This is a genomic window from Amycolatopsis camponoti (assembly GCF_902497555.1).
Classification (GTDB): Bacteria; Actinomycetota; Actinomycetes; order Mycobacteriales; family Pseudonocardiaceae; genus Amycolatopsis; species Amycolatopsis camponoti.
The window spans coordinates 102,312-127,457 of the sequence record NZ_CABVGP010000002.1 but is presented as its reverse complement, the minus strand read 5'-3'; the positions used below and the strand labels follow the sequence as shown (position 1 = coordinate 127,457).

Annotated in this window: 22 protein-coding genes; 13 read left to right on the top strand and 9 right to left on the bottom strand. The window is 70.0% G+C overall.

Going from position 1 to position 25,146, the window contains the following annotated elements:
* Position 1: 1 nt before the first annotated feature.
* Positions 2 to 889, bottom strand: a complete 888-nt coding sequence (locus AA23TX_RS21370) for a carbohydrate ABC transporter permease (RefSeq protein ID WP_155544652.1) — start codon at positions 887 to 889, stop codon at positions 2 to 4.
* Positions 867 to 2,879, bottom strand: coding sequence for a fibronectin type III domain-containing protein (locus AA23TX_RS21365; protein ID WP_155544651.1), 2,013 nt, complete (start codon positions 2,877 to 2,879; stop codon positions 867 to 869). The genes AA23TX_RS21370 and AA23TX_RS21365 overlap by 23 nt, the downstream gene beginning before the upstream one ends.
* Before the next feature lie 189 nt (positions 2,880 to 3,068).
* Between AA23TX_RS21365 and AA23TX_RS21360 the strand changes: the two genes are divergently transcribed.
* Positions 3,069 to 4,220, top strand: coding sequence for an AAA family ATPase (locus tag AA23TX_RS21360; RefSeq protein WP_155544650.1), 1,152 nt, complete (start codon positions 3,069 to 3,071; stop codon positions 4,218 to 4,220).
* A 254-nt stretch (positions 4,221 to 4,474) separates the two neighbouring features.
* On the opposite strand, the gene AA23TX_RS21355 is transcribed toward AA23TX_RS21360, so the two are convergent.
* Positions 4,475 to 5,476 (bottom strand): LacI family DNA-binding transcriptional regulator, encoded by a 1,002-nt coding sequence (locus tag AA23TX_RS21355; RefSeq protein WP_155544649.1) that lies wholly within the window; start codon positions 5,474 to 5,476, stop codon positions 4,475 to 4,477.
* A gap of 153 nt (positions 5,477 to 5,629) precedes the next feature.
* Between AA23TX_RS21355 and AA23TX_RS21350 the strand changes: the two genes are divergently transcribed.
* The 7 genes from AA23TX_RS21350 to AA23TX_RS21320 all read left to right on the top strand — a co-directional run bounded on the left by AA23TX_RS21350 (position 5,630) and on the right by AA23TX_RS21320 (position 15,648).
* Entirely contained in the window at positions 5,630 to 6,706 is a 1,077-nt protein-coding gene (locus AA23TX_RS21350) for an ABC transporter substrate-binding protein (protein ID WP_155544648.1), read from the top strand.
* Positions 6,706 to 8,262 carry a sugar ABC transporter ATP-binding protein gene (locus AA23TX_RS21345; RefSeq protein WP_155544647.1) on the top strand — a complete coding sequence of 519 codons (1,557 nt, stop codon included), beginning with the start codon at positions 6,706 to 6,708 and terminating at the stop codon, positions 8,260 to 8,262. The genes AA23TX_RS21350 and AA23TX_RS21345 overlap by 1 nt, the downstream gene beginning before the upstream one ends.
* Positions 8,255 to 9,217, top strand: coding sequence for an ABC transporter permease (locus AA23TX_RS21340; RefSeq protein WP_155544646.1), 963 nt, complete (start codon positions 8,255 to 8,257; stop codon positions 9,215 to 9,217). Before AA23TX_RS21345 ends, AA23TX_RS21340 begins: the two co-directional genes overlap by 8 nt.
* Positions 9,214 to 10,194: an ABC transporter permease gene (locus AA23TX_RS21335; RefSeq protein ID WP_155544645.1), complete on the top strand. Its 981-nt coding sequence runs from the start codon at positions 9,214 to 9,216 to the stop codon at positions 10,192 to 10,194. Before AA23TX_RS21340 ends, AA23TX_RS21335 begins: the two co-directional genes overlap by 4 nt.
* A 32-nt stretch (positions 10,195 to 10,226) precedes the next feature.
* Entirely contained in the window at positions 10,227 to 12,722 is a 2,496-nt protein-coding gene (locus tag AA23TX_RS21330) for a LamG-like jellyroll fold domain-containing protein (protein ID WP_155544644.1), read from the top strand.
* A gap of 84 nt (positions 12,723 to 12,806) precedes the next feature.
* Positions 12,807 to 15,170, top strand: a complete 2,364-nt coding sequence (locus tag AA23TX_RS21325) for a DNRLRE domain-containing protein (RefSeq protein ID WP_155544643.1) — start codon at positions 12,807 to 12,809, stop codon at positions 15,168 to 15,170.
* Between the two features lie 79 nt (positions 15,171 to 15,249).
* Positions 15,250 to 15,648, top strand: a complete 399-nt coding sequence (locus AA23TX_RS21320; protein ID WP_155544642.1) for a carboxymuconolactone decarboxylase family protein — start codon at positions 15,250 to 15,252, stop codon at positions 15,646 to 15,648.
* 30 nt (positions 15,649 to 15,678) lie between these two features.
* On the opposite strand, the gene AA23TX_RS21315 is transcribed toward AA23TX_RS21320, so the two are convergent.
* From AA23TX_RS21315 to AA23TX_RS21305, 3 genes are read right to left on the bottom strand one after another with little or no spacing between them, the layout of a single operon-like run.
* On the bottom strand, positions 15,679 to 16,335 hold the full coding sequence (locus AA23TX_RS21315) for a TetR/AcrR family transcriptional regulator (protein ID WP_155544641.1): 657 nt from the start codon (positions 16,333 to 16,335) through the stop codon (positions 15,679 to 15,681).
* Positions 16,336 to 16,354: 19 nt separating this feature from the next.
* Positions 16,355 to 16,771: a PGPGW domain-containing protein gene (locus tag AA23TX_RS21310; RefSeq protein WP_155544640.1), complete on the bottom strand. Its 417-nt coding sequence runs from the start codon at positions 16,769 to 16,771 to the stop codon at positions 16,355 to 16,357.
* A complete protein-coding gene (locus AA23TX_RS21305) occupies positions 16,738 to 18,162 on the bottom strand; it encodes a serine hydrolase domain-containing protein (protein ID WP_155544639.1) in 1,425 nt (474 codons plus the stop codon). Before AA23TX_RS21305 ends, AA23TX_RS21310 begins: the two co-directional genes overlap by 34 nt.
* A gap of 132 nt (positions 18,163 to 18,294) precedes the next feature.
* Between AA23TX_RS21305 and AA23TX_RS21300 the strand changes: the two genes are divergently transcribed.
* The 4 genes from AA23TX_RS21300 to AA23TX_RS21285 all read left to right on the top strand — a co-directional run bounded on the left by AA23TX_RS21300 (position 18,295) and on the right by AA23TX_RS21285 (position 21,126).
* Entirely contained in the window at positions 18,295 to 18,630 is a 336-nt protein-coding gene (locus tag AA23TX_RS21300; RefSeq protein ID WP_155544638.1) for an ArsR/SmtB family transcription factor, read from the top strand.
* Complete coding sequence (locus AA23TX_RS21295) at positions 18,627 to 19,088, top strand: SRPBCC family protein (RefSeq protein WP_155544637.1); 462 nt, start codon at positions 18,627 to 18,629, stop codon at positions 19,086 to 19,088. The genes AA23TX_RS21300 and AA23TX_RS21295 overlap by 4 nt, the downstream gene beginning before the upstream one ends.
* Before the next feature lies 1 nt (position 19,089).
* Positions 19,090 to 19,689: a dihydrofolate reductase family protein gene (locus AA23TX_RS21290; RefSeq protein ID WP_155544636.1), complete on the top strand. Its 600-nt coding sequence runs from the start codon at positions 19,090 to 19,092 to the stop codon at positions 19,687 to 19,689.
* A 162-nt stretch (positions 19,690 to 19,851) separates the two neighbouring features.
* Positions 19,852 to 21,126, top strand: a complete 1,275-nt coding sequence (locus tag AA23TX_RS21285; protein WP_155544635.1) for an HNH endonuclease signature motif containing protein — start codon at positions 19,852 to 19,854, stop codon at positions 21,124 to 21,126.
* 266 nt (positions 21,127 to 21,392) lie between these two features.
* Here AA23TX_RS21285 and AA23TX_RS21280 read toward each other — a convergent pair whose 3' ends face one another.
* The 3 genes from AA23TX_RS21280 to AA23TX_RS21270 are packed head-to-tail and all read right to left on the bottom strand — an operon-like array spanning position 21,393 to position 23,562.
* Entirely contained in the window at positions 21,393 to 21,827 is a 435-nt protein-coding gene (locus tag AA23TX_RS21280; RefSeq protein ID WP_155544634.1) for a VOC family protein, read from the bottom strand.
* Between the two features lie 38 nt (positions 21,828 to 21,865).
* Positions 21,866 to 22,453, bottom strand: a complete 588-nt coding sequence (locus AA23TX_RS21275) for a CE1759 family FMN reductase (protein WP_155544633.1) — start codon at positions 22,451 to 22,453, stop codon at positions 21,866 to 21,868.
* Positions 22,450 to 23,562 (bottom strand): LLM class flavin-dependent oxidoreductase, encoded by a 1,113-nt coding sequence (locus AA23TX_RS21270; RefSeq protein ID WP_155544632.1) that lies wholly within the window; start codon positions 23,560 to 23,562, stop codon positions 22,450 to 22,452. Before AA23TX_RS21270 ends, AA23TX_RS21275 begins: the two co-directional genes overlap by 4 nt.
* Positions 23,563 to 23,669: 107 nt before the next feature.
* Here AA23TX_RS21270 and AA23TX_RS21265 point away from each other — a divergent pair, with 107 nt between their 5' ends.
* The gene (locus AA23TX_RS21265) at positions 23,670 to 25,049 is read left to right on the top strand and encodes a phospholipase D-like domain-containing protein (RefSeq protein WP_155544631.1); all 1,380 of its coding nucleotides are present in this window, start codon (positions 23,670 to 23,672) and stop codon (positions 25,047 to 25,049) included.
* The last annotated feature ends 97 nt before the right edge of the window (positions 25,050 to 25,146 follow it).

The following is a 25,146-nucleotide window of genomic DNA, read 5'->3' as shown; positions in this document are numbered from 1 at the left end:
CCTAGTTGGTGTCGGACTCGCCGGCGCGAGCCATCCGGAGCTGGGCGAACGTGACGGCGGCCAGCAGCACGAACAGGGCCAGCGACATGGTCGCGGCGTAGCCGAAGTCGAACTGGCCGAACGCCTTGTCGTAGATGTACATCTGCAGCACCTTCGACGCGTTCGCCGGCCCACCCTTGGTGGTCACCTGCACGATGTCGAAGATCTGGAACGAGCTGATCACGGTCAGCACCACGACCATCACCAGGATCGGCCGCAGCAGCGGGACGGTGAGCCGGCGGAACATCTGCAGCTCGCTCGCGCCGTCGATCCGGCCCGCTTCGTACACCGTGGACGGAATGGTCTGCAGCCCGGCGAAGATCAGCACCGCGTTGTAGCCCATGGACTTCCAGATGTTGAGCCCGGCGAGCGTCGGCACCGCCCAGCCGCCCGAGCCGAAGAACAGCACCGGCTCGCCGGTGAGCTTCGTGAGCAGGATGTTGACGATGCCGAGCTGCGGGTCGAGCATCCACGACCACACCAGCGCGGTGACCACACCGGAGATGAGGAACGGCAGGATCATCAGCCCGCGGACGGTCGCCGACACCGCGAGCCGGTGCAGGATCACCGCCGTCACCAGCGAAACCAGCACGCCCAGGACCACCGACAGCGCGACGAAGTAGACCGTCACGAGCAGGGAGTGCCAGAACTCGGCGTCTTGGAGCAGTTCGTGGAAGTTGCCCAGGCCGATCCAGCGCGGCTCGCTGAGGACGTGGAACTCGGTGAAGCTGAGGTAGAGCCCGCGCAGGGTCGGGTAGGCGAAGAACACGGCGAACCCGGCGAGCGCGGGGGCGATGAGCAGCCACGCGACCGGCGCGTCCCGGCCCCTAGACGGTGATCTTGTCGACATCGTAAACGTACCCGGCCTGGTTGCCGACCTGGATCGTGTTGGCGCCGGCCCGCAGGTACACCGGGACGGTCACCGTCTGCGGCGTGTTCCAGTCGTTGTCGTTGCTCCCGGCGACCGGCAGCGGGAAGGACGTCCCGTTCACCGTGACGATGCCGGTGCGGCTGGAGTCGCCGTCCACATAGGACAGCTGCATCAGGTAGGTGCCGTCCTTGGCCGTCGTGACCGTCGGCAGCACGACGTAGCCGCTGCCGCCGAGGTAGCCGACCTTCTTGCCGTTGCTGCACGCGCAGTCGTAGACCGTCGCGCCGCCCTGGGGACTGCCGTTCTCGGCCTCGTAGGACTTCGGGCCGTCCGCCGCGGGTGTGGTCACGCCGATCTTCTTGCTCGCGGCCGAGGGCCGCCCGTACCGCTGGTTCGCGACGACGGTGAAGTCGTAGTTCGTCGAGGGCTTGAGACCGGTGACCGTGACGCTCGGGGTGCCGGTCGTGGCGACCTTCTTGGTCCCGGCGAAGACGTCGTAGCTCTGCGCGCCCTTCGAGGCGTCCCAGGCGAGCGAGACGCTGGTGCCGGTGGCCGCGGTGCCGTGCACGACAGCGGGCGCCTGCAGCGCGTTGCGGTCGCGCGGGGTGACCTTGAACAGGCGCGAACCGTGCACCGGCAGATCGGCCGATGCGGAACTGACGGTGTCGTGCGCCCAGAGGTCGCGGATTTCGACCGGACCGGAAATGCCGAGCTGCGCGAAGTCGGCACTGACGCGAGCCGGCGTCGCGGCGAGGTTGAACAGCGCGACCGTGTAGCTGCCGTCGGCGTTGCGGTTGTACCAGACCTGCTGGTCGGTGGTCTGGCTGACGAGCTTGGCCGGGACGCCGGCCTGGTTGAGCGCGATGACCTCGTCGTTGGTGAGCAGCTCGACACCGTAGTCGTCGAGCTGGGTCAGGTCGTCGCCGATGTAGAGCGGCGCGGCTTCGATCGCCCAGAGCGTCAGGTAGCTCTGGCGCTCGGCCGGGGTGAGGCCGTCCATCTTGCCGCTGCCGACGTCGAGCGAGTCGAGGTTGTTCCAGTGCCCGGGGCCGGCGTCGGGGATCCACTGCACGACGTCGTTCCAGCGCTGCTTGACCGAGTTGTCCCAGGTCACGAGCGTGTCGCAGTAGCACTCGACGTCGGTGTCGACCCGCCAGCCGTTGGTGTTGGCCTTCCAGACGTCCGCCTGGCGGTGGCTCAGCGCCCAGGAGATGACGAACTCCATCGGGCGGCCGGTCTTGGCGATCGCCCGGTGCCACGCCTCGACGTCGGTGGTGTTGGTGTAGTTCTCGCCGCCCTTGAAGGAGCCGGGGCCGACGCCGTCGAGCTTGAGGAAGTCGACGCCCCAGCCGGCCAGCAGCTGCGCCACCGAGTCCACGTAGGACTGGGCGCACGGGTTCGCGAAGTCGATCTTGTAGGCGGAGTCCCAGCCGTTGGTCTTGCGCAGGTCCGGGTAGACGAGGTCCCTGGTGTGGCAGTTCGTGGTGCCCGCGATCGGGGAGTTGCCGTCGTTGTACGCCTTGAGGTCCAGGCCCACGGCCAGGTAGGAGCCCAGCTTCAGGCCCTTCTTGTGGACGTAGTCGGCGACGTACTTCATGCCGTCCGGGAACGTCGTGGGGTTGACGACCGGGCGCGCGTAGCGGTCGAAGGAGTTCGCCCAGCCGGCGTCGATGTTGACGTAGGTGTAGCCGTGCTGCTTGAACTTCGCGGCGAGGACGTCGGCCTGCTGCAGGACGTGCTGCTCGGTGAGCCAGCTGGCCGGGCCGGTCGGGTTGACGCCCGGGTAGTTCGTCGACTCCAGGCTCCAGCTGCTCCAGCCCAGGTACGGCTTCTGGGCGACGGGCCGCGCCGGGGGTTCCGCCGCCGCCGAGGCCGCTGTCGCCACGGGGGCCGCCGGGGCCGTGAGCAGGCCGGCGATCACCGTCAGTCCGGCGAGGGCACCCAGGACCCGTCTGCCGCGTGCTGCCATGACCACTCCTTCGAGGTCGGTGGGGACTTCGTCAGACATCGGAGGACCACGGCCCGGTTCAGCCAGCCGTGGATCCTATAGGATCGACGATGACAGATTCTTGCTGGTCGAGTTCGCGGATGTCAACGGCTGCGCCGGACAGAGATCGGACGAATCCGAACTGTCGGGGGTGACGGTTAGGTTCGGGGCATGCTGACCACGCTGGCCGTCGAGAACTACCGTTCGCTGCGCGACCTCGTGCTGCCGCTGTCCGGGCTGACCGTCGTCACGGGCCCGAACGGCAGCGGCAAGTCGAGCCTGTACCGCGCGCTGCGGCTGCTGGCGGACGCGTCACGCAACGGCGCGGTGGCGGCGCTGGCCCGCGAAGGCGGACTGCCGTCGACGTTGTGGGCGGGGCCGGAGAACGGGGCGCGCCCGGGCGCGCGAGTCCAGGGCACGGTGCGCACGAAGGCGGTCGGGCTGCGGCTGGGGTTCGCCGGCGACGAGTTCGGCTACGCGCTCGACCTGGGGCTGCCGGTGCCGGGCGAGACGATGTTCAACCTGGACCCGGAGTTCAAGCGGGAAGCGGTGTGGACGGGGCCCTTTTTGAAACCGGCTTCACTGCTGGCCGACCGGGCGGGCCCGTCGGTGCGCACGCGGGTCGCGTCGGGCGGGTGGGATCCGGACGCGTACCGGATCCGGTTGTCCGACAGCATGCTGAGCGAGTTCGCGGACCCGCGCGCGTGCCCGGAGCTGCTGGTGGTGCGCGAGCGCATCCGCTCGTGGCGGTTCTACGACCACTTCCGCACGGACGCGTCGGCCCCGGCCCGCGAGCCCCGCATCGGAACGCGCACGCCGGTCCTGTCCCACGACGGCGCGGACCTGGCGGCGGCGTTGCAGACGATCATCGAGGTGGGCCGGGCCGCGGAGCTGGCGTCCCTCGTGGACGCGGCGTTCCCGGGATCCCGGCTTTCGGTGGTTTCCACGGAGGGTTCGCTGTCGGTCCGGTTCCACCAGCACGGGTTGCTGCGCCCGCTGTCGGCGGCGGAGCTGTCGGACGGGACGTTGCGCTTCCTGCTGTGGGTGGCGGCGCTGCTGACGCCGCGGCCGCCGGAGCTGCTGGTGCTGAACGAGCCGGAGACGAGCCTGCACCCCGACCTGCTCCCGGCCCTGGCGGCGTTGATCGCCACGGCGGCGAAGGAGACCCAGCTGGTGGTGGTTTCCCACGCTTCGCCGTTGATCCGCGCTCTCTCCGAAATCGCCGACGTCGGGACTTTGGAACTGGAGAAGGAAAACGGCGAGACAAAGCTGGTGGGCCAGGGTCGGCTGGACCGCCCGTCCTGGCACTGGCCCAAGCGCTAGCCCACGTACCCAGCAGGACGACACGCGTACTCGCGCGGACGACACGCGTACCGGAACGGACGACACGCCGCACCGCAGACAGCCAGGCCGTGTCGTCCACCCAGGTACGCGTGTCGTCCGGCTGGGTACGCGAGTCGGCCGGTTCGTCTCGGGTCCAACGGCCCTGGTGACCTCGTGAACGCGACGCCTGGCTCGCGACCCATCCCGGCTGGTGCGCGGTCGGCACGACCGGAGCAGTCGCGCCCTGCTGACGCTCAGCGGCCCTGGGTGCTTTCCCGGATCTCCAACGCGAACGGCGTCTGGATGTCCTGCGCCGGCAAGGTCTTGTCCCCCGTGATGCGCCGGTGCACCAGGTCGATCGCCGCCTCGGCCAGCGCGGTCTTGTCCGGGGCGATCGTCGTCAACGCCGGCAGCGAAAACGCGCTCTCCTCGTTGTTGTCGAACCCCACGATCGCCACGTCCTCCGGCACCCGCAGCCCCAGCTCCGCCACCGCCCGCAACGCGCCGATCGCCAGCAGGTCGTTGAAGCAGAACACCGCGTCCGGCGGCGATGACGACGCCAGCAACGACCGCATCGCCGCCGCTCCCACCGACCGGTGCCACTTCTCCGCCGGTGCCACCAGTGCGTCCGAATAGGACAGACCGGCCGCGGCAAGTCCCGCTCGATACCCGGCCAGACGCTGGGAAGACGTCCCACGGGCCGGATTGCGTCCGATCGCCGCGATCCGTGTGCGCCCCAAAGACGCCAGGTGGGACACCGCCGTCTGCGCCGCGAGGACGTTGTCGATCGCCACGTGGTCGATCGGCACGTCGACCGCGTGCTCGCCCAGCATCACCAGCGGGATCTCGCCCGGTGACGGGAAGTCCGCCGCCTCCAGGGCCTCCGGGTGCACCAGGGCCCCGTCGACCAGGTGCGGGCCCAGCGAGAACAGCGTCTCCCGCTCCCGGGACCGCGTCCCCTGGGTCTGCTCGATCAGGACGCTCCAGCCGCGCTTCTGCGCCGCCGTGATGACCAGGCCCGCCAGCTCGCCGAAGTACGGGATCGACAGCTCCGGCACCATCAGCGCCAGGAACCCCGTGCGGCCGCGACGCAGGTTGCGCGCACCCACGTTCGGCCGGTACCCGGTCGCCGCCAGGGCTTCCTCCACCCGCCGGCGGTTCTCCGGCTTGACGAACGCGTAGCCGTTCACCACGTTCGACACCGTCTTCACCGACACTCCGGCGAGCGTGGCGACGTCTTTGAGCGTCACGGTCACGGGCGGCTCCTTCTCAGATGGTGAGCCGAAGCATAGCGACAATTTGCCGGTTTACAACGTTGTTCCAACGATGTAAAAAGTACCTCAAGGCTCCCGCGGTGACTCCGATCACCCCGGTGAGCGGGCCCCACCGTCGCTGCCCGAGGAGTCACCGTGCCGCTGTCCACCCGTCCCCGCCTGGTCCTGGTCACCGCGGCCGCCGCCGCGCTCACCCTCACCTCCTGCACCAGCCGGGAAGAGACCCCGGCCGCCCCCTCCAACGGGGGTGGCCCGGCCGCGTCCGCGCAGTCCGTCGCCCCGAGCGCCGACGGCTGCACCATCGACAAGACCGGTTACCCGAAGGTCGACCTGAAGACCGCGGTAGTCGGTTTCTCACAGTCCGAAAAGGAAGCCAACCCCTTCCGGATCGCCGAGACGCAGTCCATCAAGGACGAAGCCGCCAAGCTCGGCATCGCGAGCGACAAGCTGCTCGTCACGAACGCCCAGAGCGACCTGAACAAGCAGATCAGCGACATCAAGTCGATGCTCGACCGCGGCGCGCAGCTGCTCGTCGTCGCGCCGCTGAACTCCGACGGCCTCCAGCCCGCGCTCGACGCGGCGAAGGCCAAGAAGGTCCCGGTCGTCACCATCGACCGCAAGGTGACGTCGCAGCCCTGCACCGACTACCTGACCTTCATCGGCTCGAACTTCGTCGAGCAGGGCAAGCGCGCCGCGCAGGAGATGGCCCGCGTCACCGGCGGCACCGGCAAGGTCGCGATCCTGCTCGGCTCGTCCGGCAACAACGTGACCACCGACCGCACCAAGGGCTTCAAGGACGAGCTGGCCAAGACGTCCGGGCTGTCCGTGGTCGCCGAGCAGACCGGCGAGTTCGACCGCTCCAAGGGCCAGGCCGTGATGGAGCAGCTCATCCAGAGCCACCCCGACATCACCGCGGTGTACGCCGAGAACGACGAGATGGGCGTCGGCGCGGTCAACGCGCTGAAGACGGCGGGCAAGACGCCGGGCAAGGACGTCAAGGTCGTCTCCATCGACGGCACCCGCAACGCCGTGCAGCTCATCGCCGACGGCAGCTACAACGCCGTGATCGAGTCCAACCCGCGCTTCGGCCCGCTGGCCTTCCAGACGCTGCAGAAGTTCGAGAGCGGCGAAGCCATCCCGGCCTCGGTCGTCATCACCGACGACCAGTACGACGAGACCAACGCGTCCCAGAAGGTCGGGAACGCGTACTGATGACGGCAGCCACCGAAGAGGACGTCGCCATGACGACCGCACCGGTGCTCGAGGTGGCCGGGGTGACCAAGCGGTTCCCCGGCACCCTCGCGCTCGACGACGTCAGCTTCGCGCTCCGGCCGGGCGAGGTGCACGCGCTCGTCGGCGAGAACGGCGCGGGCAAGTCCACGCTCATCAAGGTGCTCACCGGCGTCTACCAGCCCGACGAGGGCGAGGTGCGCCACCTCGGCGAGCCGGTGACGTTCAAGCAGCCGATCGACGCGCAGCGGGCCGGGATCTCCACGATCTACCAGGAGGTCAACCTCGTCCCGCTGATGAGCATCGCCGGTAACGTCTTCCTCGGCCGCGAGCCGCGCACGAAGGCCGGCCTCGTCGACTGGTCCAAGATGTACGCCGATGCCCGCGAGCTGCTCAAGGGCTACGGCATCGACGACGACGTCAAGCGCCCGCTGCACACCCTGGCGGTCGGGGCGCAGCAGATGGTCGCCCTCGCTCGCGCGGTCTCGACCGACGCCAAGGTCGTCATCATGGACGAACCGACGTCGTCGCTCGAGCCGCGCGAGGTCGAGACGCTCTTCGAGGTGCTGAACCGCCTGCACGCGGAAGGCATCGCGATCGTCTACGTCAGCCACCGGATGGACGAGCTGTACCGGGTCTGCGAGAGCGTCACGGTGCTGCGCGACGGCCGGGTCGTCCACAGTGGACCGTTGAAGGACCTGCCACGCATCGAATTGGTGTCCAAGATGCTCGGCCGCGAAATCAAGCAGATCCGCGAAGAGGGCGTCACGGCGTTCGGCGAGGAACACGACGTCGAGCGCGAGCCGTTGCTCAAGGCGGAACACCTGTCCGGCATGCGGAAGCTGCACGACGTCTCGGTGAGCATCCGGCCCGGCGAGGTCGTGGGCTTGGCCGGTCTGCTCGGCTCCGGCCGCAGCGAGACCGCGCGGGCCATCGTCGGCGCGTTCCCGCTCGACGGCGGATCCGTGCTCCTCGCCGGGAAACCGCTCAAGAAGGGCAAGATCAAGGCCGCCATGCGGGCCGGGATCGCGCTGCTGGCCGAGGACCGCAAGACCGACGGGATCATCCCGAACCTGTCCGTGCGCGAGAACATCGTGCTGGCCGCGTTGCCGACGCTCTCGCCGTTCGGCCTGGTCAGCAAGGCCAAGCAGGACAAGGTCGTGAAGATCTTCATGGAACGCCTGCGGATCAAGGCGTCCAGCCCGGAGCAGAAGGTGTCCGAGCTGTCGGGCGGCAACCAGCAAAAGGTACTGCTCGCCCGCTGGCTCGCCACCGGTCCGAAGATCCTCCTGCTCGACGAGCCGACGCGCGGCATCGACGTCGGCGCCAAGGCCGAAGTGCAGGCGCTGATCGACGAGCTCGCGCAGGAAGGGCTCGGCGTGCTGCTCATCTCGTCCGAGCTGGAAGAGCTGATCGACGGCTCCGACCGCGTGGTCGTGCTGCGCGACGGCTCGGTCGTCGGCGAGCTGACCGGCGACCGCATCACCGAGGAGAACGTCTTGACCGCGATCGCAGCCGAGGCTGACAACGATGTCTAGCGCCACCCTGACGAAGACCCCCGACCGCGCGAAAGTCACGGCGTGGCTGCAGAACTACGGCGTCTACCTGGCCGTCGTCGTGCTGCTGCTGTTCAACATCGCGTTCACCGAGAACTTCCTGTCCGCGGCCAACTTCCGCACCCAGCTGGTGCAGGCGGCGCCGGTCTGCATCGTCGCGCTCGGCATGGCGCTGGTGATCGGCACCGAGGGCATCGACCTGTCGGTCGGCTCGGTGATGTCGATCTCGGCCGCGCTCATCCCGCTCTACCTCGGCGCCGGCCCGCTGACGGCGATCGTCGTCGCGGTCATCGCCGGGATCGTGTCGGGCCTGTTCAGCGGATACCTGGTGGCGTACCTGGGGATCCAGCCGATCATCGCGACACTCGCCTTGCTGGTCGGCGGCCGCGGGCTCGCGCTCGTGATCGCCCACGGCCAGCTCGTCCAGCTGCACAACCAGGAGTTCCTGGAGCTGGGTACCGGTGACTTCCTGGGCGTGCCGATCATGGTCATCGTCGCGGGCGTGCTCGCGGTGCTGGCCGGGCTGGTCGTGCAGCGCACGACGTTCGGCAGGCACCTGGTCGCCGTCGGCGGCAACCGCACCGCGAGCACCCTGGCCGGGCTGCCGGTGAAACGCGTGCTCATCAGCGTCTACGTCATCTCCGGGGCACTGGCCGCGATGGCCGGCGTGCTGGCGACGTCGCGGCTGGCCGCCAGCGATCCGAGCGACGTCGGCCTGCTCATGGAGCTGTCCGCGATCACCGCGGTCGTCGTCGGCGGCACGCCGCTGACCGGCGGCCGGGTCCGCGTGCTCGGCACCGTGTTCGGCGCGCTGCTCATGCAGCTCGTCCAGGCCACCCTGATCAAGCACAACCTGCCGGACTCCACCGCGCAGATGGTCCAGGCGGCCATCATCATCGTCGCGGTCTACGTCGCGCGCGAGCGGAGCAGCCGATGACGGCCACCAGTACTCAGACGAACGCGCGCAACGCCGCTTTCGCCGGTGTCCTGCAACGTCAGGGCGCGGCCGTCGTGCTCGTGCTCGGCGTCGCCGCCGCGTGGTTCGCGTTCCCGCACTTCGGCACCGCGGACAACCTGCGCAGCCTCGTGCTGCAGGGCTCGTTCCTCGCCGTGATCGCGCTCGGCATGACGTTCGTGATCATCTCCGGCGGCATCGACCTCTCGGTCGGTTCGAACTACGCGCTCGGCGGCGTCCTCGCCGCGTACGGCGCGCAGTACGGCCTGGTCGTCGCGATCCTGTTGCCGCTGGCCGTGTGTTCGCTGATCGGCTTCGTCAACGGCGTGCTCATCGCGCGCACCGGAATGGCGCCTTTCATCGTCACGCTGGCGTCGCTGCTGTTCGCCCGGGGCCTGTTGCTGGCGCTGACGTCCGAGGGCGCGACGACGTACAAAGTGGACCCGGGCTCGGCGTTCCTCTGGCTCGGGCAGGGCACGATCTTCGGCATCGGCGTCCCGGTCTACCTGACCCTCGTGCTCTTCGCCCTCGGCGGGCTGCTGCTGCGCCGCACCCGGTTCGGCCAGTCGGTGTTTGCCATCGGCGGCGCCGAGCAGTCCGCGCTGCTCATGGGCCTTCCGGTGGCCCGCACCAAGATCAGCCTCTACACGCTCAGCGGCGCGCTCGCCGGGTTCGCCGGCGTCCTCACCGCCGCGTACCTGCAGTCCGGCGTCACGGTGATCGGCGTCGGCACCGAGCTGGACGCGATCTCGGTCGTCGTCATCGGCGGCACGCTGCTCACCGGCGGCGCCGGGACGATCATCGGCACCCTCGTCGGCGTGCTGCTGCGCACGCTGATCCAGAACGTCATCAACCAGATCGGCACCCTCGACTCCAACTACCAGACGGTGGTGAGCGGGGCCTTCCTGCTCGTCGTCGTGGTGATCCAGCGCCTGCTGGCGCGTTCCCGAACCCGCTGAGGTCCCTTCCCCCTCACCAGGAGGTCTCAACGATGTTCCGTCCTGCCCGAAAAACCCGGAGATGGCTGACCGCCGCCGCGGCGTTCGCCGTCGCGGTCGCCGGCCTCGGCACCGTGCCGGCCGCGAGCGCCGCCGACGCACCGCAGTGGCAGCGGCTCACCCCGCCGTTGTCGACGCCCTGGACCAAGGACGTCTCGCCGTCGAACGCGCTCCCCGACTACCCGCGGCCGCAGCTGACCCGCGACAAGTGGCAGAACCTCAACGGCGTCTGGGAGTTCGCCAAGGCGGCCCCGGGTGAGGCCGCGCCGATCGGCAAGACGCTCGGCGAGCGGATCCTCGTGCCGTACCCGGTCGAGTCCGCGCTGTCCGGGATCATGCGCCACGAGACGAACATGTGGTACCGCCGCACGTTCGAGGTCCCCAAGAACTGGCAGATCGGCAAGGGACAGCGGCTGCAGCTGCACTTCCAGGCCGTCGACTACGACGCCACGGTGATCGTCAACGGCAAGACCGTCGCCCGCCACACCGGCGGCTACGACGCGTTCTCCGTCGACGTCACCAACGCGCTGACCACAGCCAAGACCCAGGAGATCGTGGTCGGCGTCGCCGACCCGAACGACCAGGGCGGGCAGCCGATCGGCAAGCAGCGCCAGCCCGGCGACGGCATCTTCTACACGCCGTCCTCCGGCATCTGGCAGACCGTCTGGATGGAGCCGGTCGCGACCGCGTACATCGACCGGCTCGACGTCACCCCGGACGTGGCGAGTGGCTCGGTCACGGTGAACGCCTTGGTCGGCGGACCGGTGAAGCAGCGCGTCGAAGCGACCGCCTACGACCACGGCCGCCCGGTCGGACGCGTGTCCGGCGACGCGAACAAGCCGTTGAAGCTCAAGGTGGACCGGCCGCACCTGTGGTCGCCGGACGACCCGTTCCTCTACGACCTGCGGGTGAAGCTCTCCGGTGGCGACGAAGTGGGTTCGTACTTCGGCATCCGGTCGATCAGCGTCGGCAAGACCGCCGACGGCAAGCAGCGGATGCTGCTCAACGGCAAGTTCGTCATGCAGGTCGGCCCGCTCGACCAGGGCTTCTGGCCGGACGGCATCTACACCGCACCGACCGACGCGGCGCTGAAGTTCGACCTGGAGCAGGAGAAGGCGCTCGGCTTCAACATGGTGCGCAAGCACATCAAGGTCGAGCCGGACCGCTGGTACTACTACGCCGACAAGCTGGGCCTGCTGGTCTGGCAGGACATGCCGGCGATGAAGGACGACGTCGAGCCGTCGGCCGCGTCGCGCGTCAACTACGAGTCCGAGATGAAGCGGATGATCGACCAGCACCGCAGCTTCCCGTCGATCGTCACGTGGGTGCCGTTCAACGAAGGCTGGGGCGACTACGAGGTCGGCCGGATCGCGGACGAGGTCAAGTCGTGGGATCCCTCGCGCTTGGTGAACGCCGAGTCCGGCGTCAACTGCTGTAGGTCCGAACCGGACAGTGGTCGCGGCGACATCTACGACGACCACACCTACACGGGCCCCGGAACGCCGGTGCAGACCGGAACCCGGGCGGCCGTCGACGGCGAGTACGGCGGCCTCGGCCTCAAGGTCGCGGGCCACGAGTTCGACGCGGCGGGCAGCTTCGCCTACGAGATGGAGCCCGACAGCGCGACGCTGACCCGGCGCTACGGCGAACTCCAGCAGCGCCTGCTGCTGGTCGCCCAGCGCTGCGGCGTCTCGGCCGGCGTCTACACGCAGACCACGGACGTCGAGAAGGAGGTCAACGGCTTCTTCACCTACGACCGGCAGGTGCAGAAGATGGACTTCGCGGCGGTCCGCGCGGCGAACCTCGCGGTCATCAAGGGCGCGACGGGTACGCCCGTTTCGGGCCCGTCGGTGCCCGCGGGCACGCCGGGCATCGACGGCATCGCGGCGTACCCTTTCGACGAGAACGCGGGCACCACGGCCGCGGACAGCGTCGGCGACCACGACGCCACGCTCGTCGGCGGCGCGTCCTGGACCGAGGGCAAGAGCGGTTCGGCGCTGGCGGTGAACGGGTCGGGCCAGTACGCCGACACGGGCGCGTCCCTGGTGAACACCGAAGGCAGCTACAGCGCGGCGGCGTGGGTGAAGTTCAACGCCGTCGGTGACGGCTTCCAGACGATCGTGAGCCAGGACGGCGACAACACCAGCGCGTTCTTCCTGCAGTACTCGGGCCAGGACCACCGGCTGGCGATGAGCTTCGTGGGCACGCGTGCCCTGGCGCCGGCGGCGCCCGAGGCGAACCGCTGGTACCACGTGGTCGGCGTCCGCGACGCGGCTTCGGGCACGTTGAAGCTGTACGTCGACGGGCAGCTGGCGGCCACGAAGAGCGTCTGCCTCGGCGACGCCTCGACGGGCCACACGGTGATCGGCCGCGGCAAGTACGGCGGCGGTCCGGTCGACTACCTCAACGGCGCGGTCGACCAGGTCCACGTCTACGACCGGGCCCTGTCCGACGCGGACGTGAGCGCGTTGTACTCCAGCGGGAAGTAGGCAACCGGAAGCACACCTGAGGCGTGTTGAGCCCGGGGACCGCGATCGTGGTCCCCGGGTTTCGCACTTCAGGGGGTGAGCCTTTTGGGCTCTCGAAGAACGAAAGCGGGCATCGTCGCCGCCACGGCGGCACTGCTGATGGCCGGCACGGCGCTGCCGGCTTCGGCCACGCAGATCACGTCGATCCAGTCGACGTCGTGGTCGTACATCGACTCGGCCCAGCCGGGGAAGAGCTTCGTCAACCCGGCCGGCGACGCGCCGATCGGCGCGAAGGTCGACCACGGCCAGAAGCACGTTTCGAAGTCCTACTTCACTTTCGACCTCTCCGGGCTGCGCGGCGCCAAGGTGCTTTCCGCGGAGCTGTCCGGAAAGGAGACGGCGGTCGCCGACTGCTCGGCGCCCCGCGGCACCGAGCTGTGGGTCACGGCCCCGGCGAAGAAGGCGCCGACCTGGAACGACCAGCCTCGCGAGCTCACCAAGCTGGCCGGGCCGGGCAGTCTCGACGTCTGCCCGTCGGACTACCTCGACTGGGACGCCGCACCGGTGCTGCAGCAGGCGATCGACGCCGGCCGCACGTCGCTGACGATGGTGCTGCGCCTGCCAGACGGCCAGCAGCACAACCCGCGGTTCGGGCGCACGTACCGGCCGCTGCTGTACGTGAGCCTGGAGAAGAACCAGCCGCCGGCGACACCGACCGCGCTCAAGACCGGCACGCACGCCTGCGCCGAGACACCGCTCGTCCGCCACGGCGGCGCCGCGATGTCGGCCACCGTCAGCGATCCGGACGACTACAGCTTCACGGCCGAGTTCGCCTGGTGGCCGGTGGACCACCCCGACCAGCGCGCGACCGGCACGGACGACGTCTATGGCTCCGGCGCGTACTTCGACCCCGACAGCCGGCTCGCGGACGGCGTCACCTACGCGTGGCAGGTCCGGGCGAAGGACAGCCTGGCCACGAGCGCGTGGAGCGAAACCTGCCGGTTCACCACGGACTTCACCCCGCCGGCCACGGCGCCGGTGATCACCTCGACCGACTACGTGTACGAGGTGCCCGGCAAGGGCGGCGTCGGCATCCCGGGTGACTTCACCCTCGACGCGGGCGGCGACACCCAGGTCGTCGGCTTCCAGTGGCAGGCCGGCTACACCGACAGCGGTTACGTCGCGACCGACCGGCCCGGCGGCAAGGCCACCGTCCGGTACACCCCGCGCGACGACGGCCCGATGAGCATGTCCGCCTACGGCCTCGACACCGCCGGGAACTACGGGCCGTCGGGCGACTACCGGTTCTTCGTGGCCCGCAACGGTCCGTCGATGACGTGCACCCCGGCCCGCGCCTTCCTCGGCGAGACCCGGCAGTGCACGTTCGCCCCGCACGGCACCGACGGCGCCACCGAGTACCTCTACAAGATCGACAACGGGCCGGAGGTCACCCTGCCCGCGGGCCCGGACGGCACCGCGGCGATCAGCGTCACCCCGACCGACGCCGCGAAGTCCTACCGCGTCAGCGTGCGGGCCCGGATGACCAATGGGAACCTGTCCGGCGACGGCGGCGGCCAGATCGACATCGACCGGGGCGCGCCCACGGTCGACGCGCCCGCCGACGCCATGGTCGGCAAGCCGGTCGTCCTGACGCTGCACGCCGTGCTGCCGGGGTCGACGTCGTTCACCTACGACTGGGACTACGGCGAGCCGGCGACCGTCCCGGTGGGCCCGGACGGCACGGCGCGGGTCACCGTGGTGCCGGACCGGCCGTACTACCACACGATCCGGGTGTCCACGACGACCGCGGCCGGGCTCGTGTCGGCGACGAACGAGGAGAGCGTGCAGGTCGGCTCGGACGGGCCGGCCATCACGAGCACCGAATTCCCCGAGTGCTGCGAAGGCGGCTACGTCACGACGCCGGGCACGTTCACGTTCTCGTCGCAGCTCCCGGGCGTCGTGAGCTACACGTACTCGTACTTCGGGGCGGCGCCGGTCACGGTGCCCGCGGGGCCGGACGGCACGGCGAGCGTCGTCCTGACGCCGCTCACCACCGACACGCAGTACCTCGACGTGACGAGCACGTCCGCCGACGGCTGGGTTTCCCAGCCGGGGTACTACCGCTTCTACCCGAAGTCGGCCGCCCCGCCGCTCGTCTGTGACGCGACGGGCAACCTGCGGCCCGGCCAGGTGGTCCACTGCACGCTGACGCCGGTGCAGCCCGGCTTGGCGGCGTACGGCTACCGCATCAGGCCGAACGGCGAAACGGGGCCGGACGTGGTGGTCCAGCCGGGCGCGGACGGCACCGGGGCGTTCGAGTTCACCGCACCGGCGACCGACACCAAGATCTGGCTGTACGTGGACGCGTGGAGCGTCAACGCGGCCGGGCAACGCACGGACAAGTCGTACACCAGTTATTACGTCGACCCGGCCGCGAGCGCGGCGAATCGGGTGACTCACGCGGTCTGACCGCGCCCCGTGACGGCCACCCGCCGGGGTGGCCGTCACGGTTGTCCTGGAGCGCGCTCCAGCCACTACCGTCGCGGCCATGACCGAAGATCGCTTCGAACGCGGCCGTGAGGCCCTGATCGACCTCAACGGCGAGCAAACCGCCCAGCGCGTGCTCGACAGCCTCGCCGACATCTCACCGAAACTGGCCGACAGCCTCGTCTCCTGGGGCTTCGGCGAGATCTACACGCGCCCGGCGCTCGTGCCACGGGACCGCCAGCTCGTGACGCTCGGCATGCTGACCGCACTCGGCGGGTGCGAGCCGCAGCTGGAGGTGCACGTCAACGCGTCCTTGAACGCCGGGCTCACCCCCGAGGAGATCGTCGAGGCGCTGCTGCAGTCGGCCGCGTACTGCGGATTCCCGCGGGCGCTGAACGCGACAGCGGTCGCGAAGAAGGTCTTCGGCGAGCGCGGTTTGCTGCCGGTGACCGAACCATGAGGGCGGTGCTGTCCGGCGCGACCGGCTTGGTCACCGCCGCCGCGCGACGAGGCCGGCCAGCAGGTTCGTGAGCCCCTCGGCCAGCGCCTCCGCGAACGTCGGCATCCCGCCCAGCTCGGCCGCGGCCGCCGCGACGGCGTCGGTCGGGTTGGCGTACGGCCACGCCCCCGACACGATGATCACCACGCCGAGGGCGAACTGCCGGGCGCCGTCGGCCGACAGCTCCGGCACCCGTTTCCGGACCAGCTCGCCGAGCCGCTCGGTGCTGGCCGCCGCGCGGCCCTTGAAGCTGCGGGCGAACTCCGGCGAGATGTTGCGTTCCAGCACCGGCGCCATCGCGCTGATCAGCTCGCACAGCGACCGCCGCTCGGCGAGCGTCGCGGCGATCTTCCCCGCGACACGCTCTTCGCGCGCGAAGCCGGGCTCCGCCGGGCCCGGCTCCCCGAGCGCGAGCGCGTCCAGCCACGCCGACCACTCGGCGTCGAGGACTTCGAGGAAGACCGCCTCGCGGCTGTCGAAGTAGCGGAGCACATTGGACTTCGCGAGCCCGACGCGGCAGGCCAGCTCCCGCAGGCTGATGTCGGCGACCGGCCGCTCGGCCAGCAGCTCCCGCGCGGCGGCGAGGATCGCGGTGCGGCGCGCCTCGATCTGCTCGGGCCGCCGGGCTCGCTGGAATCCGGCGCTCATGGCGCCGACAGTATCGCCCTCAGCCGCGGTGGGCGGCCTCCCGGCGCGTCTTGACCCGCCGGTAGCTCCAGATCAGCAGCGCGAACAGGATCACCGACGACAGGATCAGGCTCGACCCGGTGCTCCAGCCGCTGAACGGCAGCGACTTCACCGTGCCCCAGACGATCCCCGCCGCCAGCAGCGCCAGCCCGGCCAGCACCGATCCGGCGATCCGCAGCGGCGACGACACGCTCTCCTCGGCCGCCTTCATCGCGCGGTCGCGCACCGGGTCGACGTACCGCTCGAGCGCCGGGAACTCCGACGCGAGCAGCAGGAGCCCGGCGAGCACGAGCAGCAGCCCGGGGCCGGGCAGGACCAGCAGCAGCACCCCGACGATCAGCAGGACGGCACCCGCCACCGTGATCAGGATCCGCTTCGCCTGTTTGCCGATGCCCACTGGGCGTCTCCCCTCGTTTCGCCCGATTCTTCCGGGTTGCGGGCCCGCGTGCCACTCACGAGGGCCCGCGCCCTCGCCACGGCCACGGTCAGGCCCGCCAGCGCCAGCACGGCGAGCGCGGCCACGAGCCCCGGCCAGACGTAGAGCACTTGGCCGTAGGTACCCCGTCTTCCGGCGAATACCACCCCGAGCAGCTGCGGCAGGAAAGCGAGCGGGACGAGCGGCAGCAACGGCGGCACGACCCGCCACCACCGGAGCTTCCGCCGGGCCCGCCGCACACCCACCACGGCGAGTCCCACGGCGATCAACGCCAACGCCGCGAGCACCCGGTCCGCGAGCACCCCGGCCGGCAGCGCGGGCTCCGGCGATCCGCCCTGGACCAGCGTCGCGATGTCCCGCGCGAGCAGCTCGGCCTCGTTGTCCAACGCCATCCCCATGGTCGTCACCACCGCGATGCCGTAGCCGTCCGGGAGCAGGATCTGCGCCGCGGTGTGGCTGAACCACTCGCCGGTGTGCGACACCAGGCCGTCCCGCACGCGCCAGCCCAGCGCGTAGTCGCGGCCGGGCGCGGGGGTGTGCGCCAGCGCGGCCGACTCCGGGGAGAGCGCGCCGCCGCCGTCCCGCTGCGCCGCCAGCCACTTCGCCAGGTCCTCGGCGGTGGTGACGACGCCGTGGCTGCCACCGGTGAACCAGTCCGGTTCGGCCACCGGGACCTCGAACCCGAACGCCCGGACGTACCCGGCGGTCCCGGCCGGCGGCCCGTCCACAGTGGTGCTCGACGCCATCCCGAGCGGCGCGAACAGCCGCGTCCGGAGGTGGTCCGCGAACGGCTGCCCGGCCACGACCTCGACGATCCGGGCGGCCACCTCGTAGTTCGGGTTGTGGTAGTGGAACTCCGCGCCGGGTTCGCTCGCGAGCGGGGCGTCCCGCAGCCGGTCGACGGCCTCGGCGAGCGTGTGCGGCTGGGACAGCCGCAGGTCGGGGAACGCGGAGTCGGCCATCCCGGACGTCTGGTCGAGCAGCATCCGGACGGTGATCCGCGCGCCGCGCTCGTCGGCGAGCCGGAACCCGGGCAGGTAGCGCGTCACGGGCTCGTCCAGCCCGAGCCGGCCTTGTTCGACGAGCTGGAGCACGGCGAAGGCCGTCATGGACTTGCTCAGCGACGCGACCGGCAGCCGGGTCGACGCGGTGAGCGGCGCGCCGTCGGCGTCGTGGCCATAGCCGGCAACGCGGACAACGTCACCGTTGTGGGTGACGGCGACCGCGGCGCCGGGCAGGCCGGTGTGGTCGAGGTAGGCGCGGACGTACGCGTCGATGCCGTTCGTCGCGGCGGCCGCCGGGGCCGCGGTGCCGAGCAGGAGCACCGCGAGGACGAGGAAGAGCCTGGTCATGAGGGTCAACGTAGGGAGCGGGCGAGGTCGCGGGCCGCTGCCGGACGACGTCGGCCACCCCCGACTTTCGGCAGGTCTTGACAGCCCGCCTATAGTCAACACATAGGTTGATAAACAGATTGGTTGATAAAGATGACGGTTGACGAGGAGGCGCTGGACCGCGCGTTCACCGCACTCGGCGACCCGGTCCGCCGGGCGCTGGTCGCGCGGCTGTCCCGCGGCGAAGCGACGGTCAACGAGCTGGCCGAGCCCTTCGCGATCACGAAGCAGGCGGTGTCGCGGCACATCCAGGTGCTGGAGCAGGCCGGCCTGATCACGCGCAGCCGCGACGGGCAGCGCCGGCCGTGCCACCTCGTGCCGTCCGCCCTCGAAGCCCTGACCAGCTGGATCGACACGTACCGGCTGGCCACCGAACGCAGCTACCGGCGCCTCGACGCCGTCCTGGACACCCTGGAGGAAAGGCCATGAGCACCACGATCACCGCCCAGCCGGGAACGCCGTTCATCGAGATCACGCGCGAGTTCGCGGCCCCGCCGTCGGCGGTCCTGCGCGCGCACACCGATCCCGAGCTGATCGTGCGCTGGCTGGGCCCGCACGGGATGGAGATGGAGATCGTCGAGTTCGACGCCCGATCAGGGGGTACGTACGACTACATCCACCGCGACGAGCGCGGCGAGTACCGTTTTCGGGGCGTGTACCACACGGTGAGCGCCGACCGGATCGTCCAGACTTTCGAGTTCCTGGGCGCGCCCGGCGAAGTCACGCTCGACTCGCTGGCGCTGACCGACCTCGGCGACGGCCGCACGCGCATCGTGACGCAGTCGGTGTTCCCGTCGGTGGAGGCACGCGACGCGGCACTGGAGAGCGGGATGAGCCGCGGGATCACGGAGTCGTACGAACGGCTCGACAAGGTGCTGGCGGACTGAGATGACCGGCGTGGTAGCGAGCTTCTGCATGTCACTGGACGGGTTCGTGGCGCGGCCCGACGATTCGGTCGGGCCACTGTTCGACTGGTACACCGCGGGAGACGTGGAGGTGCCGATGGTCGGTTACCCGATCACCTTCCGCGTTTCCCCGTCCAGCGCGGACTACCTGAGCTCCTTTTTGGACTCGGTCCGCCACAGCGCGTTCGTCTGCGGGCGACGGGTGTTCGAGTACACGCGCGGCTGGGGCGGGAACCCGCCTGGCGGAGGCGCCGCTTTCGTCGTCACGCACCGGCCTCCACCTTCGGACTGGCCCGCTTCTTCCCTGGCGCCGTTCACTTTCGTGTCTTCTGTCTCGGAGGCGATCGAGTCGGCCAAGGCTGCGGGGGACGGGACGGTGGGCGTCTCCGGGCCGAGTATTGCCCAGCAGTGCTTGAAGCTTGGGCTTCTCGATGAGGTTCGGATTGATCTCGTGCCCGTCGTTCTCGGTGAGGGGGTACGGTACTTCTCTTCTCTTGATTCGGCTTCCTTGGAACGAGTCGAGGTTGTTGCCGGGGCTGGGGTTACTCACTTGCGTTATCGGGTCTGCTACCCACAGTCTTAAAGATGCGGCTTCGCCGGGGCGTGGGAAATCGGCGCCTGCCTGTGGTTGTTCGCCGCTCGGTGCGGGAGCGCCGATTCCCCACGCGACGGTGTCCCTGCCGGACTCCTTGCTTCCACCTGATCGAGTGATGAACATGCGTTCGGGCGGCGGTAATCTTGGTTTGTGGACAGCGAAGCGGTGTGGAAAGCGGATGCGGTGGCTTTGGCCGACCGCATCTCCGCTCTGCTCACCGTTGTGCGGTCTGCGGAGGCGGAGATCGGTTCGCTGCTCGCGGAAATCGAGTCGCGCGGAGTTATGGAGCTGTTCGGATATCGTTCTGTGGCGCGGCTTTTCGAGCATCTGGCCGATGTGCCCAAGGCTGCCGCTGAAGCCGTGGTGAAGCGTGCCCGGGCTCTCACACCGGGCTGCGCGCTTGACGGCACTCCGGTGGCTGCTGTCGCTCCTGCCACTGGGGTTGCTGCCTCGGCTGGCCGGTTGAGCACCCCGATGATCGACACGATCGTCGGGGTGATGACGCAAGTCCCACTCGAACACCGCGCCGACGCTGAGCAGCATCTGCTGTCCTTCGCCTCCGATGCCGGGCACAAGCAGGTCGCCGCGTTGGGTGCGCGGATTCTGGCCCACCTCGACCCTGACGGCGCCGAACCCGACACCACCGAACCGGCCGTCCCTCGCCGCGAACTTTCGTTGCGCCGCAAAAGAACCGGGACGTGGGAGCTGAACGGCCGTTTCGACGACGAGACCGGCACCCGGGCCAGCGCCTTGCTGGATTCTCTTGCGCAACGCCAGAGCGGCGAGGAAGGCGCGGACTTGCGCTCGCCGCAGGAACGTTACGGCGACGCGTTCTCCGACGCGATCGACCTGGCGTTGAACTCCCCGGAGTTGCCGATGCAGGCCGGCGAGCGAGCCCACGTGATGGTCGCGGTGTCGCTGGAGGACCTGAAGACGGGCCTTGGCCAAGGGATCCTCGGCGACGGAAGCCGACCCCAGGCGCGCACCGGTCGAGCCACCCTCGGCGATCTTGGCACGATCTCCGCGGCCGAGGCCCGGATCCACGCCTGTGACTGCATGCTCATCCCCGCCGTCCTGGGAGCGAAGAGCGAACCTCTCGACCTCGGCCGCCAGCGCCGCCTGGTCCCGCCGGGAATCCGCCGTGCCCTCTACCTGCGCGACCGCGGCTGCGCCTTCCCCGGCTGCCACCGCCCACCCCGCCACTGCCAAGGTCACCACATCCGCCACTGGGCTGATGGCGGCCCGACCGAGCTGGGCAACCTGGTCCTGATGTGCGCCCACCATCACCGGCTCCTGCACCGTTCCGGTTGGCAGGTCCGCATCGCCGCCGACGGGTTGCCTGAGTTCTTGCCACCGGTGTTCCTGGACAAACGCCGAAAACCCAGGCGCAACAACCTTCATCAACCGTTGCCGTTCGCGGCCTGAACAGGACATGGGAAAGGCCCGCAGCCACCGGCTGCGGGCCTACACCCACGCCCCGAGCAATCCACAAGCCGCTCGGCGAGATCACAGCCTGGGCCCCCAGCTCAGCCGCGCCGACACCGACAGCTCTGTGACTCCGGCATGCTGCACCCCAGGTCATTCACAACCCACGAGCGGCAGCGACCCGCCGGTCATCGACGGCCCGGACGATCAGCGGCCATCCCGAATTCGTACTGACAAGCGACTCCAAGCCCCCGCCCAGCTCGCTGTCAGTCGAGGCAGAACTCGTTGCCCTCCACGTCCTGCATCACGATGCAAGACTCGTTGAACCCATCAGCCCGCAGCACCTCCACGACCACGGCGCCCAGCTCGACCAACCGCGCACACTCGGCCTCGAGCGCGGCCAGACGCTCCTCCCCCACCAGCCCGGTCCCCACCCGCACGTCCAAGTGCACCCGGTTCTTCACGACCTTGCCCTCCGGCACGCGCTGGAAGAACAGCCGCGGCCCCACGCCCGACGGGTCGGCGCAAGCGAACGCCGCTCCCTGGCGCTCCGGAGGCAGCGACCGGTCGAAATCGGCCCACGTCGCGAACCCCTCCGGCGGCGGTGGGACCTCGTACCCCAGCACCTCGCACCAGAACCGGGCCACGCGCTCGGGTTCCGCGCAGTCGAACGTGATCTGAACCTGCCTGATCGACCCCATCGCCCCACCCTAACGCGCCCCGGCAGAGCGGCGGCCCCTCACTCGCCGATGCCCGCCAGCAGCTGGTCGAACGGCACGAACGCCGGCTCCTCGGCCACCGCGGGGCGGCCGGCGGCGAGCGAAGCCAACTCCGCCCCCGCCTTCTCGATCCGGCGCTGCAGCGCGCCCTCTCCGCTGCCCCAGTCCGACGAAGCCGCGTACACCCCGGTCGCGACCGGGTCCGCCTTCAAGTACCCGAACAACGGCCGCAGCTGGTAGTCCAGGACCAGGGAATGCCGTTCGGTCCCGCCCGTCGCTCCCAGCAGGACCGGCTTGCCCACCAGCGAGTCCGCGTCCAGCACGTCGAAGAACGACTTGAACAGCCCGCTGTACCCGGCCGTGAACACCGGCGTCACCACGATCAGCGCGTCCGCGTCGACCACCGTCGAGATCGCCGCGCGCAGCTCCGGGCTCGGAAACCCGGTCAGCATGTTCTTCGTGACGTCCACCGCGATGTCCCGCAGCTCCACCACCGAAACCGACACCGGCGACGTCGACGCGGCGACCGTGGCCGCCGCCAGGCGGTCGGCCAGCAGCCGGGTCGACGACGGGACCGACAGCCCCGCCGTCACCACCGCGAGCTTCATGCCGACACCCCCGTCGAAACAGACTCGGAAGCCGAAGCCGCGGCCGCCGAAACCAGCGAAGCGTGCGTCGGAGCGTCCGGCACGTGGGCGGGACGCAGCGAGTCCAGCTCCTTGCGCAGCACCGGCACGACCTCCGAACCCAGCAGGTCGAGCTGCTCCAGCACCGTCTTCAGCGGCAGGCCCGCGTGGTCCATCAGGAACAGCTGACGCTGGTAGTCACCGAAGTGCTCCCGGAACGTCAGCGTCTTGTCGATGACCTCCTGCGGGCTCCCCACGGTCAGCGGCGTCTGGTCGGTGAACTCCTCCAGCGTCGGGCCGTGGCCGTACACCGGCGCGTTGTCGAAGTACGGGCGGAACTCGTTCCACGCGTCCTGGGACTTGGGCCGGATGAACGCCTGGCCGCCCAGCCCGACGATCGCCTGGTCCGCCGTCCCGTGGCCGTAGTGCTCGAAGCGCTGGCGGTAGAACGCGATCAGCTGCTGGAAGTGCGACGTCGGCCAGAAGATGTGGTTGGCGAAGAAGCCGTCGCCGTAGAACGCGGCCTGCTCGGCGATCTCCGGGCTGCGGATCGACCCGTGCCACACGAACGGCGGCACGTCGTCCAGCGGGCGGGGCGTGGACGTGAAGCCCTGCAGCGGCGTGCGGAACTTGCCGGACCAGTCCACGACGTCCTCGCGCCACAGCCGGCGCAGCAGCGCGTACTTCTCGATCGCCAGCGGGATGCCCTGGCGGATGTCCTCCCCGAACCACGGGTACACCGGGCCGGTGTTGCCGCGACCCATCATGAGGTCGACACGGCCGTCGGCCAGGTGCTGGAGCATCGCGAAGTCCTCGGCGATCTTCACCGGGTCGTTCGTGGTGATCAGCGTCGTCGACGTCGACAGGATGATCTTGGACGTCTGCGCGGCGATGTGGCCGAGCATCGTCGTGGGCGACGACGGCACGAACGGCGGGTTGTGGTGCTCGCCCGTCGCGAAGACGTCGAGCCCGACCTCCTCCGCCTTGAGCGCGATCCGGACCATCGCCTTGATCCGCTCGTGCTCCGTCGGGGTGGTTCCGTTCGTGGGATCGGTCGTGACGTCGCCCACCGAGAAGATTCCGAACTGCATGACCTGCTCCCTTCGCGAGCACCATCTTACATGCGCGTTCAACTACTTCCAAGCAAGAGATATTCCGGCCGTCAAAGCCGTAGGGGGCACCAAGTAAGGTCTGGGACATGGACGCGGAGCTCGGTCGGCTGGGTCTGGCAGAACGTTCGGTACGACTTCTCACGGGCCGCGACATCTGGGGTTCGATCACCCCGCTGCTCGCGCCTCGCCGGAACCTGGTGGCCGCCTTCGGCCACGTCGGTCCCGGCGCGGCCGCGCTGTTGCCGCTGGAACCCGGCGACACGGTGATCACGGACGCGAGCCTGGACACCGTGCTGTCCGGCGCGACGAGTCCGCACGCCCTGTTGCACTGGGTGAAGGCGGGCGTGATCGTGCACTCGTTGCGAGGGCTGAACGCGAAGCTGGTGATCGCCGAGGACGACCCGTCGTTCGTGGTCGTCGGCTCCGCCGACGTCACCGCCGCCGGCCCGCGGCAGCTGTTCGAGGCGGTGACGGTCTCCCACGAGAAGCACACCGTCGAGGAGGCCCAGGAGGCCTGGCTCGAGTGGTGCGACCTGGCGGGACCCGCGCTGACGGCGGGTGACCTGGAGCCGCTCCTGGAGCAGTACGGCGCCGGCAAGCTGGTCACCGCGCCGCGCACCACCACCCCCTCGCGCCCGGCGGCACCGGCCCGGCCGGTGGTGACGAGCCGCCCGGCGACGCCCGTCCGCCCCGCGGCGCCGGCCCCGCCGCCGTCACCGGTGCGCCCGGCCCCGCCCGCGCCGTCCCCGGTCCGGCCCGCCGCTCGCCCGGCCGCGTCGCCCGTCCGTCCGGCCGAGACCGGCACGACCGACACGCCGGAAACCGGCTCCGCACCCGCGGTCCAGGACGCGCCCGGCGCCACCCCGAGCCCCGAGGAAGCCCCGGCCGCCACCACCGGAACCCCGGAACCGGTTGCGGCCGAGGCCGAGCCGGACACCGGCGAAGACACCGAAGCCACCGACGTGCCCCGGCCGAACTGGCCGCGTCCGGCGGAGCTGTACCTCGTCAGCCTCGTCGAGGGCGGCGAGCCGTCGGCGGAGGCCGAGTACCGGCTCGAAGAGCTGGCGCGCGAGTACACCCACCCCGGCGAAAACGGCGAACAGCCGTTCCGCGTCGAGCTGTTCTGGGCCGACGACGGCCAGGGCCAGGACCCGCCGCGCACGCTGCGCGCGGGCGTGCACGTGATCCGCGTCTACAGCCAGAAGCAGGGCCGTGCCCTGGTCGGGTCGCGGATCGAGGCCCCCGGTCTCGTGCTGCAGGCCTACACCGACGAGTTCGCGTACCCGCGCCGCACCTACTGCTACATCCTGACCCGGGAGTCGGCCGCGCGGCCGGCGTTCGGCGAGCTCCGCAAGGGCCTCGCGACGATCGGCGAGAAGCCGAACTTCCGGAACAGCTTCCAGGTCCCGCGGAAGATCGAAGCCCTGCTCGGCCTGTGGCCGGACCTGGGCTACGACCCCAAGTAGCGGACGGCGCGCGCCACTCCGGAGCAGGGAGCGCGCGGAAGTTGTCGGGGGTGGCGGATATCCTGCAGTACGGTGCAGGCCAAGTCCGCACCACCAC

Excerpts from the sequence above, each read along its gene's own strand:
- AA23TX_RS21280 (WP_155544634.1), bottom strand. The coding sequence starts at position 21,827 with ATGGGGTCGATCAGGCAGGTTCAGATCACGTTCGACTGCGCGGAACCC.
- AA23TX_RS21330 (WP_155544644.1), top strand. The coding sequence starts at position 10,227 with ATGTTCCGTCCTGCCCGAAAAACCCGGAGATGGCTGACCGCCGCCGCG.
- AA23TX_RS21365 (WP_155544651.1), bottom strand. The coding sequence starts at position 2,879 with ATGGCAGCACGCGGCAGACGGGTCCTGGGTGCCCTCGCCGGACTGACG.
- AA23TX_RS21275 (WP_155544633.1), bottom strand. The coding sequence starts at position 22,453 with ATGAAGCTCGCGGTGGTGACGGCGGGGCTGTCGGTCCCGTCGTCGACC.
- AA23TX_RS21315 (WP_155544641.1), bottom strand. The coding sequence starts at position 16,335 with ATGAGCGCCGGATTCCAGCGAGCCCGGCGGCCCGAGCAGATCGAGGCG.
- AA23TX_RS21370 (WP_155544652.1), bottom strand. The coding sequence starts at position 889 with ATGTCGACAAGATCACCGTCTAGGGGCCGGGACGCGCCGGTCGCGTGG.
- AA23TX_RS21320 (WP_155544642.1), top strand. The coding sequence starts at position 15,250 with ATGACCGAAGATCGCTTCGAACGCGGCCGTGAGGCCCTGATCGACCTC.
- AA23TX_RS21305 (WP_155544639.1), bottom strand. The coding sequence starts at position 18,162 with ATGACCAGGCTCTTCCTCGTCCTCGCGGTGCTCCTGCTCGGCACCGCG.
- AA23TX_RS21270 (WP_155544632.1), bottom strand. The coding sequence starts at position 23,562 with ATGCAGTTCGGAATCTTCTCGGTGGGCGACGTCACGACCGATCCCACG.
- AA23TX_RS21340 (WP_155544646.1), top strand. The coding sequence starts at position 8,255 with ATGTCTAGCGCCACCCTGACGAAGACCCCCGACCGCGCGAAAGTCACG.
- AA23TX_RS21290 (WP_155544636.1), top strand. The coding sequence starts at position 19,090 with ATGACCGGCGTGGTAGCGAGCTTCTGCATGTCACTGGACGGGTTCGTG.
- AA23TX_RS21345 (WP_155544647.1), top strand. The coding sequence starts at position 6,706 with ATGACGGCAGCCACCGAAGAGGACGTCGCCATGACGACCGCACCGGTG.
- AA23TX_RS21300 (WP_155544638.1), top strand. The coding sequence starts at position 18,295 with ATGACGGTTGACGAGGAGGCGCTGGACCGCGCGTTCACCGCACTCGGC.
- AA23TX_RS21265 (WP_155544631.1), top strand. The coding sequence starts at position 23,670 with ATGGACGCGGAGCTCGGTCGGCTGGGTCTGGCAGAACGTTCGGTACGA.
- AA23TX_RS21360 (WP_155544650.1), top strand. The coding sequence starts at position 3,069 with ATGCTGACCACGCTGGCCGTCGAGAACTACCGTTCGCTGCGCGACCTC.
- AA23TX_RS21335 (WP_155544645.1), top strand. The coding sequence starts at position 9,214 with ATGACGGCCACCAGTACTCAGACGAACGCGCGCAACGCCGCTTTCGCC.
- AA23TX_RS21295 (WP_155544637.1), top strand. The coding sequence starts at position 18,627 with ATGAGCACCACGATCACCGCCCAGCCGGGAACGCCGTTCATCGAGATC.